This window comes from Succinivibrio sp. (assembly GCF_045124615.1).
Classification (GTDB): Bacteria; Pseudomonadota; Gammaproteobacteria; order Enterobacterales; family Succinivibrionaceae; genus Succinivibrio; species Succinivibrio faecicola.
This window is the reverse complement of the sequence record NZ_JBGVMC010000405.1, coordinates 1-8862: the sequence shown is the minus strand read 5'-3', so window position 1 is coordinate 8862 and position 8862 is coordinate 1. Positions and strand designations below refer to the sequence as shown.

Annotated in this window: 7 protein-coding genes; 3 read left to right on the top strand and 4 right to left on the bottom strand. The window is 35.4% G+C overall.

Annotation, left to right across the window (positions count from 1 at the left end; all coding sequences use genetic code 11):
- On the bottom strand, positions 1-1762 hold a 1762-nt coding region (locus ACJML3_RS10735), incomplete at its 3' end, for an exoribonuclease II (protein WP_406023121.1).
- Between the two features lie 211 nt (positions 1763-1973).
- On the opposite strand from ACJML3_RS10735, the gene ACJML3_RS10730 reads away from it, so the two are divergent.
- From ACJML3_RS10730 to ACJML3_RS10720, 3 genes are all read left to right on the top strand, one after another.
- Entirely contained in the window at positions 1974-2912 is a 939-nt protein-coding gene (locus tag ACJML3_RS10730; protein WP_406023119.1) for a hypothetical protein, read from the top strand.
- Positions 2913-2926: 14 nt separating this feature from the next.
- Entirely contained in the window at positions 2927-3865 is a 939-nt protein-coding gene (menA, locus tag ACJML3_RS10725; protein ID WP_406023117.1) for a 1,4-dihydroxy-2-naphthoate octaprenyltransferase, read from the top strand.
- A 160-nt stretch (positions 3866-4025) separates the two neighbouring features.
- Positions 4026-4691: an outer membrane beta-barrel protein gene (locus ACJML3_RS10720; protein WP_406023115.1), complete on the top strand. Its 666-nt coding sequence runs from the start codon at positions 4026-4028 to the stop codon at positions 4689-4691.
- 56 nt (positions 4692-4747) lie between these two features.
- Here ACJML3_RS10720 and ACJML3_RS10715 read toward each other — a convergent pair whose 3' ends face one another.
- From ACJML3_RS10715 to rsmB, 3 genes are all read right to left on the bottom strand, one after another.
- Positions 4748-6205, bottom strand: coding sequence for a TrkH family potassium uptake protein (locus ACJML3_RS10715; protein WP_406023113.1), 1458 nt, complete (start codon positions 6203-6205; stop codon positions 4748-4750).
- Positions 6199-7590: a Trk system potassium transporter TrkA gene (trkA, locus tag ACJML3_RS10710; protein ID WP_406023111.1), complete on the bottom strand. Its 1392-nt coding sequence runs from the start codon at positions 7588-7590 to the stop codon at positions 6199-6201. Before trkA ends, ACJML3_RS10715 begins: the two co-directional genes overlap by 7 nt.
- A gap of 2 nt (positions 7591-7592) precedes the next feature.
- Positions 7593-8862 (bottom strand): 16S rRNA (cytosine(967)-C(5))-methyltransferase RsmB (rsmB, locus tag ACJML3_RS10705; protein WP_406023109.1); only part of this gene is annotated, 1270 nt, incomplete at its 5' end.

Sequence of the window (8862 nt, the reverse complement as noted above, 5' to 3'; positions counted from 1 at the left end):
CTCCATTTTCCTGTAATAGAACTTTCAGACCACCTCTTGAGATATCGAAAATATCACCGGTAAATACAGTCTTCTTTTCAATCTCTTTTTCAAGATACTCAACATACAACCAGTCTTTTACGTCTCTTTCTGCCATTCTATTGGTACGACGAGCCTCATTCATAATTTTGAGGATCTCTGTATCAGGAAGAGTTGGATGTGGTGTATTTACTATAATGTTCTTTAGCAGTCTGTGGTTTACCATATCACCATACTTACGTATAGGAGATGTCCATGTAGCATAGTTTTCAATGCCTAGAGCATAGTGAGGGCCAGGAGCAATACTTATTTCAGAGAATTCCTGAAGTTTTCGTATTTTACTGTCTAAATAATCATTATTGTTATTTACAGCGAATCTGCGAATTGAATTATATTCCTCGATTGTATCGAGTTTTGTTTCATCAAAAGGACAGTTTTCCTTTTTCAAAAGTTCAATCAGATCTTTTTTCTTCTGAAGATCAAAACCCTTGTGAATATTGTAGATTCCACTGTTGAGTTTATTTGCAAGGAAGTTTCCTGCTGCAACGTTTGCAACAATCATTGATTCTTCAACAATTTGATTCGCAATACGTCTGAAATTTACCTCAATATGATCTAATGCGCCTTCTTCTGTAAGAACGAAATCATAGTCTGGTCTGTTCTTGAATGCAGCTGCATGTGTACTTCTGAAAGTGTCGCGTACATGAGTAAATTCAACTAGCAGATCAATAATTCCCTTTATTTCATCTGATGGAGTAAATGAACAGTTTTCTACTCCCTCAAGGTAGTCAGAAATCTCGTTATAAATGAGTTTTCCTTTTGATTTTATGTCTGCAAGCTTGAACTGTGTCTTATCTGTTTCAATAAAACCATCTTTTTTAACAGTGATGATACCGACAAGAGCTTTTCTTATTTCACCTTCACGAAGAGAGCATAAATTATCAGACAGCTTTCTTGGAAGCATTGGAATATTGAAACCAGGCAGATAAATTGAGAATGCTCTGTGAGATGCAATTTCATTTAGTTTGCTGTTTTGAGCGATATATCCAGTAGGATCAGCAATAGCAACATATAAAACGAAGTCGTCGCCTTTCTTTTCTATGAATAAAGCATCATCCATATCCTCAGTATGAGCTGAGTCGATGGTAACAAAAGGAATATCTGTCAGATCTTCTCTTGGAAGATCGTTTTCATTGAAAGTAAACTCTTCATCATCTGGTTCACGAAGAGGAAGATCATATCTTCTTAAGCTTACATTCCAAGGTGCTTTAGGATCTTCTTTTGAGCAGATTCTTTCGATGATTTCTGCTTTGAATGGGCCTTTTGACTTTAATGGATGATTAGTTAAAACGCAGATGACATAGTCTCCGTTTGACAGTTTAGATTTATCATCTTTTCTTTTATCATCAGCAAAGAGTTTGTTTTTGATGCTAGGATGATCGACTAATACATTAAGTTTTCCACCGACAAAAAGGACAGTTCCAACAAATCTTGTTAAGAATGGTTCGATAAGTTTTTCTGGGATTGCTTTAGATTTTCCTTCACTATCAGTTTCGATAACAGCACTGATTCTGTCACCGTGCATAACATTTTTCATATCATTTGGAGTTATGAAAAATGAATCCTTATCGCATTCTAAAAAACCAAAACCTCTTTCTGTAGCCTTAATAAAGCCTTCTTTTCTTACTTTTTCTTTCTCAAAGGTGTTTTTTAATTTGAGGAGTGCTGGATCGTTAAATAGCATCTTCTTTTTTTCTCCGAATAAATTTCATGTGATTATACTAGAGAGAAAGGCTGAAAAATCAAAAATAATAAAAATTGATCAAAAGCTTTATTTATAAACGAAAACAAATTTTCTGATGAAAGCTAAAAAAAGAATTCATAAATAAAGAAAAATAAACATAATTATCGCTAAATAACATACAATATAGATAAATTATCTATCATTGGTTGTTATGTTAACTAAGTATTTTTTTTCTGTAAGACCGCTCTCGTTATTGCTTGCAATGACAAATTCAATGTTAGGCGTTTCATTAGGTTTCTTTTATGGCGCTATAAACATGAAGACTGTTGTTGTAGGAGTGTGTACTGTATTTGCTTCAATAAGCATACAGGCACTGTGCAATTATTCAATTGATTATTCTGTTGCATATAGAAATCACAGAAAAGATAAATTAGATGGTTTTGTAACTCCGATAATTATTCGAAACATTACTGTGACTGAATTAAGGCACAGAATGGCTATTATCACTGTTTTTGCTTCAATTACAGGCACAATAGCTATGTACCTTTCTTTTTCTGACAGTATTCAGCTTTTATCTTGGTTCTTGTTCTTCTCAGTAATATCTGTTCTTGGCACAATGCTCTATGCAAGCTCCTCTTTATATCTGTATAAAGGTATCGGAGCTATGATTATCTTTGGAACTTTAGGATTCTTTTCTATTATTGCTCCTCAGTTTTTAATTATTTCTGCATCAGGTACCGGACTTGATATTTATCCTGATACATTAGGGCTCGCATTTAGTGCAACAGCGGTTTCTTTGTTAACACTTTATATAAGAAATCTTAAATCTAAGACTGTTGTAAGAAAATATACAAGAAAGAGTTTAAGACAGCTTTTTGGTTATGAAATGTCCTCTTTGTATATTATCTGTTTATATCTTGGATCTGTTTTACTGTCTGTTTTTGCCTGTGCAACGTCACACAGACTGCTTTATTCAATGTTTTTGCTTACAGGATATATACCTGTAACTTATTATATTTATCTTATTATTAGAAACCCAAGTCATATAAATCTGATGAGAATACGTCTTATCCAAATGTTGTTTTTCTTTAATGTAAATAATTTTATATGGATGGGAATTTTGGCATCAGATTACTGGGTATATAACTAGTTAAAAGGATGGGTATGTTAAAAGACTGGTTATCAGAGATTCGCGTAAAATCATTAATGCTGGCACTGTCAAACTGTATTTTAGGGTGTGCTTTAGGTTTTTATTATGGTCGAGTAAACTGTTTTACTATTACTACAGCAACACTTATTGTGATAACTGGAATCTTGTTACAGATTTTAAGTAATTTTGCTGACGACTATGGCGATGCATGCAAAAATGCGGACGGACCAAATCGTTTAGGACCGATAAGAGCTGTTATGATCGGATCAATTTCACTTACATCATTAAGAAAGTCAATGGCTCTTGTTACAACACTTGCAACAATAACAGGATGCATTGCTATAGTTATGGCCGTAGGTTATGACCTTCAGGTATTAGCTTATTTTACTTTCCTGGGTGTTGCCGCTGTTCTTGCTGCAATATTCTATACAATAGGTCTTGCATATGGATACCATGGATTTGGCGATCTTGCAGTATTCATTTTCTTTGGCTTGGCAGCAATTCTTGGTTCTCAGATGCTGATTTTGGGTGCATCAAGAAGCGGAATAGATCTTTTCCCTGATTCCTACATGCTTGCCGTTGCTGTCGGAATCCATTCCGTTATGGTCCTTCATATTGCAAATATGAGAGATATAACAGAGGACAGACTCAATGGTAAAAAGACAATTGCCGCAAGATTAGGAACTCACTTAAGTGCAGTATATCTTCTTGTTTTATATATAATTTCAGCCCTTTTATCTTTTGCTGCATGCGCTACCTCACATCAGCTATGGGAGTGTATCATCATAATATTCGGTCTGCTTCCTCTTCTAGCATCAACCGTTAGAGTATTTATTCACAAACATAATGCTAAGAATGTGGCATCAGAACGTAAGTATGCCCTGATAGGATGTGCAATCCATAATTTTTCATGGACAATAGTATTGATTCTTGATTTCTGGGTATATTACTGATTTTTTTAATTGAACAAAAATTAAAAATCTGTCAGTAAAAGCACATTTTTGTGCTTTATTTTTACAAATTTTAAAAATCTGTCAATTTCTCAATCAATTTCTATCGTATTATTCTTTTGTCAAAAATCGGACAAAACACCGATATATTAAGGAGAAAATTATGAAGAAATTGGTTCTAGCTAGTGCTGTATTAGCAGCTTGTTTATCTGCAACTAGTGCAAATGCTTTTAATAATGCATTTACAGTAGGTGCTGTTGGCGGTTTCGCTAAATCATCAGGTGATCTTTCTAACCTGAATTCAGATTCAAATATTGCCGGTGCAAGATATTCAAAACGTTATGATGATAAGGATTTAAACGGTATTGGTGTTAAGCTGTTTGGCGAATACAACTTCAATAACTATTTTGCACTTGGTGCTGCATATGATTTCCTTTACCTTGGTAGAGTTAAAGGATCAAGTTCTTTCACAAATGGCGGTTATACTGTTTATAAATCAACAGAATATGGCTTAGGCGCTCACGTTTTTGAGTTCTATGGTAAAGGCCAGATTCAGTTAAACGACAATTTCTCAATTTATGCAAAGGCTGGTCCTACATTTAGTGTTATTGGATTAGTTGATGAAGATGATGATGACAAGACAGATACATCTTCAAGTGTAGGTTTAGTTGCAGGTGTAGGTGCTGAATATAAATTCAATAATGGATTTGGTATCCGCGTAGGCTATGATTACTTCAGTCGCGTTGGTGAAATTAGCACAGATTATACAAGCAAAGAAGAGAAGATTAATTCTCACTTATTCTATGCTGGTGCTTCATACACCTTCTAATAAATATTTAACATAAGGTAAACAGGTTCATAGTTAAGTTAGCTATGAACCTTTTTTTATCTTCTGTAAAACATTCTGGTAAAACACAGAAGAACAGGAAGAATTTCTAAACGTCCAAAGATCATATCTATAGCAAAAAGAATGCACAGAGGATCTGAAACTTGAGAAAAGTTTGTTGATGGATTAAGTGTGGTTCCGAGTGCAGGACCGATGTTTGATAAACATGAAATACTTGCTGTAACAGCATCACCAAGATCAAGACCAAGTGAGCTTGCAATGGTGCTGGATATCATTGCAAGAATAATATAGGAAACAAGATAGGTAATAACTGAAGACAGTGTTTTTGGATCAATGATTTTTCCTTTGAATCTTGGTTCTGAAACAATATGTGGATGAATAAGTTTTTTTAATTCAACCTTAAACATTGAATAACAGATTTGAATTCTGAAAAACTTGATACCACCAGAGGTTGATCCTGAACAACCGCCTAAAGCAAGAATGAATAAAAACATCATTGAAGCAAAAGGATTCCATAAAGTGAAGTCTTCAAGTGCATATCCTGTTGTGGATATGACTGATATAACGTTAAAGAACGATACTCTCAGAGCCTTTTCAAGATCATAACCGTTAGTTAATATCAGAGAAGTTGCAACTGCCAATGATACAAATACAATCAGTAAAAGGAATCCTTTAACCTGCTGATCCTTGAAGAATAAACTTGGATTTCCTGAAATAGATGCCAGTATCAGCAAGAATGGACAGCTAGAAATGAACATGAATACCATAGCAGTGTAATGAACTGAATGTGGCATTAAGTTCATGGAGGCATCTGTATTTGTCATACCACCTGTGGATACAGTAGTCATTGCAGTTGTAATGGCAGTGAAAAGATCAAGACCACACAGTGCATAGAAGAAAGAACAGAATACAAGTACTGCTATATACCAGATAAACAATGAAATAACCATTGTTTTTAAATGTGGGGTAAATTTAGCAGAATCATCAAATGATTGGGATTCGGTTTTGAAGATATTCATTCCACCCATTGCAGAAACAGGAAGAATTACTACAGCCATCGCAACGAATCCTACGCCTCCGATATACTGTAAAATCGCTCTCCACAAAAGAAGAGCCTGAGGCTTTTGCTCAATATAGCTAATTACAGTAGAGCCTGTTGTGGAAAGACCAGAGCAGGCTTCAAAAAGTGATTTTGAAAAACTAAAATCAGGTAGAAGAAAATAAAATGGAATAGATGCGATTACAGCACAGATTACCCATAATGAAGTTGTAAATAAGAACAGAACTCTTAATGAGGCATAGTTTGTAAGTGCTGTTTTTCCAAGCAGGTGGCAAATGGTTGTAACTATAAGTGCAATCACACCAGTAGTTGAGAATGCCAATACACCATCTGTATGATTTATGTATGCATAAATTCCAGGTATAAAGGCAACCAAACCAAAAAGAAGTAAGGCTGGTGCTAAAAATTTTGCAACTAAACGAAAATCTACTACCACTTTGGCACCCAGAATGAGAATGGACGACAGTATTTAACTAAAGCTCTCATCTGAAGATGATCATTCAAGAAAGCAATAACCACATCCTTATCTGCAAATACAGTATGTTTATCAACAACCATAATCTTCTTGCCTCTTACAAGAAGACCAAAGGTAACTCCTTCTGGCAGATTGAGAGATTCATATTTTCTGCCAATAACTTTGCTTGATAAACGAGAACCCTGAAGACAAAGTTCAATTGCTTCAGATTTACCTTGTCTGAACAGATGAACATTTTCAACACCTTCTTGTCTGATAAGAGAAAGCATTGCAGAAATAATAGAGTTTTTTGGAAAAACTACGGTATCAATATCATTTCTATCTGACTTTGTAAGCTCAAGATAGCTTTCGCCTCTGATAAGGGCAATAGTTTTAACATTATGAACACGAGAGAAAATCAAAGAGGTCATAATGTTGGTTTCATCTTTTGGAGTTGCAGCTATATACAGATCAGATGTATCTAGGTTTTCTTCCTTTAAGAACTCCATATCCATTGGATCGGCATCATATACTTCGCAACCAGTGTCATGAAGTCGTACTGATGATCGATTTGCTCTTGCTGAGTCAGACTCAATAAGTTTTACTCTGTATTTTTCAGAAAGGGTTCTTGCAAGATTATCTGCAACATGGGTTCCGCCGGCAATCGTAATATTTCTGTCGCCAATGCTTAATTTTCTGATAGATCCTAACTGTGATAGAGCTCTGTCTCTTTGGCAGCAGAAGAAAACTTCATCATCTAACTGGAAAACTTCCTTATCAAGATTCTTTAAATATTTTCCATCTCTGTAGATTGCAAGGACCTTTGCTTTTCCATCATATTCGTTGAAATATGAGATACCCTGACCTAAAAGTTTTGCTCCAATTTCAACTCTTGCAGAACCAACAATGATTCTGTTATTGCAAAATGAACCTAATGAACTTATACCAGGAAGTTCAATCAAAGACATGATGTTCTGTGTAATAACCTGCTCTGTTGCAATAATATGATCAATAGGTATGCTTTTGATACCAAACAGATTTTCAGATTCAGACAGATATTCATGAGATCTTAGACGAGCTATTTTTCTTGGAATTTTAAACAGAACATGAGCTACACAGCAGGCTGTGATATTTGTTTCATCGTCTGAGGTAGTAGCAACAAGAAGCTCTGTATTTTCAGCTCCAGCTTTTCTAAGAGTAGCAGGAGATGCAGGATTTCCGGTTACAACACGAAGGTCGATTCTGTTTGCAATTTCTGTAAGCAGTTCAGAGTCTGTATCTGCAATAGTTACAGCATGACCTGCATTTGCCAGATATTTTGCAAGTTCCAGACTAACATCACCAGAACCAAGAATAATAATCTTCATAGCTAGTTTTTAATAAACCTTGTGTAGAAAAATCCGTCAGCATCATCCTCACCTGGAAGTCTCTGATATGTCTCAACGAGATTTCCTTTAAAATCAAATGGCAAATAAGCTGCATCAGGATGTCTTTTCAAGAAAGCTTCAGCCTGACGTATATTCTCATCTTTTAATATAGAGCATGTGCTGAACACTAATATGCCACCTTTTTTAAGACTGTTAAAGGCTTTATCTAATATCTTTGAACTAGTCTGTACTAGTTTATCTATATCACCTTTTCGTCTTAGCCATTTAATATCAGGATGACGTCTGATAACTCCTGTTCCTGAACATGGAGCATCAACAAGAATTCTATCGAATTCCCCTTCAATTATAGTTGCTTCATCTGACATATCTGCAACTTTATATGTTGCATTGTCATTTAATCTTGAAAGCTCCTTCTTTGCACTTTCAAGTCTTGTCTCATCAATATCGCAAACAGTTAAATCTGTTGTAGGTTCAATTGATAAGATATGAGCACTCTTTCCACCAGGTGCTGCACAGCAGTCAATAACTCTCATTCCTGGTTTTAAATCAAGTAATGGGGCAGTCATCTGAGCTGCTAAATCCTGAACGGCAACCATACCTTCCTTAAAAAGAGGCAGTCTTTCAACATTTACAGCTTCTTCAAGTTTAATACAGCTGTCTGTAAGCTCAACAGCAGTAGCTTCAATCTCTGCTTTCTTTAATTCTTCAAGATACTTCTCTCTTGATATCTTGTTTGTTTCTACTCGCAAAAACATTGGAGCATGCTGATTTGATTTTATAAGGATGTCTTTTGCATCTTCTTTGTAGTCTTCCTCAAGTTTTTTGTATAACCAATCAGGGAAAGACTGTTCAACACAGATATTTGCATCGTGACACAGATGGGAGCCTTCTCTTAAAAATCTTCTAAGAACTGCATTTACAAGATTTTTAAAGCTGCTGCAATGGCACAGTGAGCAAGCTCCAACAGTTGAAGATACAATTGCATGATCAGGAGCTCTCATAAATACGATCTGGTAAATAGCACAGATGATAAGAGCTCTGGCAATATTGAATTTCTGATTAATAGAATAATCTAAAAGAGAATTTACAGTTGTAGAAAGCAGACGGCGATGACGGAGAGTGCCGTATACAATCTCCATAACCAAAGCTCTGTCTCTATCATCAAGATCTTTTGTAAAATGAGGAATGCTTGTAGATAAAGACTGTCCCTGTTCAATTGCATTTACGCAAAGAGCAGCTGCTGCACGTGAC

What these genes read in the sequence shown, in the direction of transcription:
- ACJML3_RS10730 (WP_406023119.1), top strand. Translation starts at nt 1,974, where the DNA reads ATGTTAACTAAGTATTTTTTTTCTGTAAGACCGCTCTCGTTATTGCTT.
- menA (WP_406023117.1), top strand. Translation starts at nt 2,927, where the DNA reads ATGTTAAAAGACTGGTTATCAGAGATTCGCGTAAAATCATTAATGCTG.
- ACJML3_RS10720 (WP_406023115.1), top strand. Translation starts at nt 4,026, where the DNA reads ATGAAGAAATTGGTTCTAGCTAGTGCTGTATTAGCAGCTTGTTTATCT.
- trkA (WP_406023111.1), bottom strand. Translation starts at nt 7,590, where the DNA reads ATGAAGATTATTATTCTTGGTTCTGGTGATGTTAGTCTGGAACTTGCA.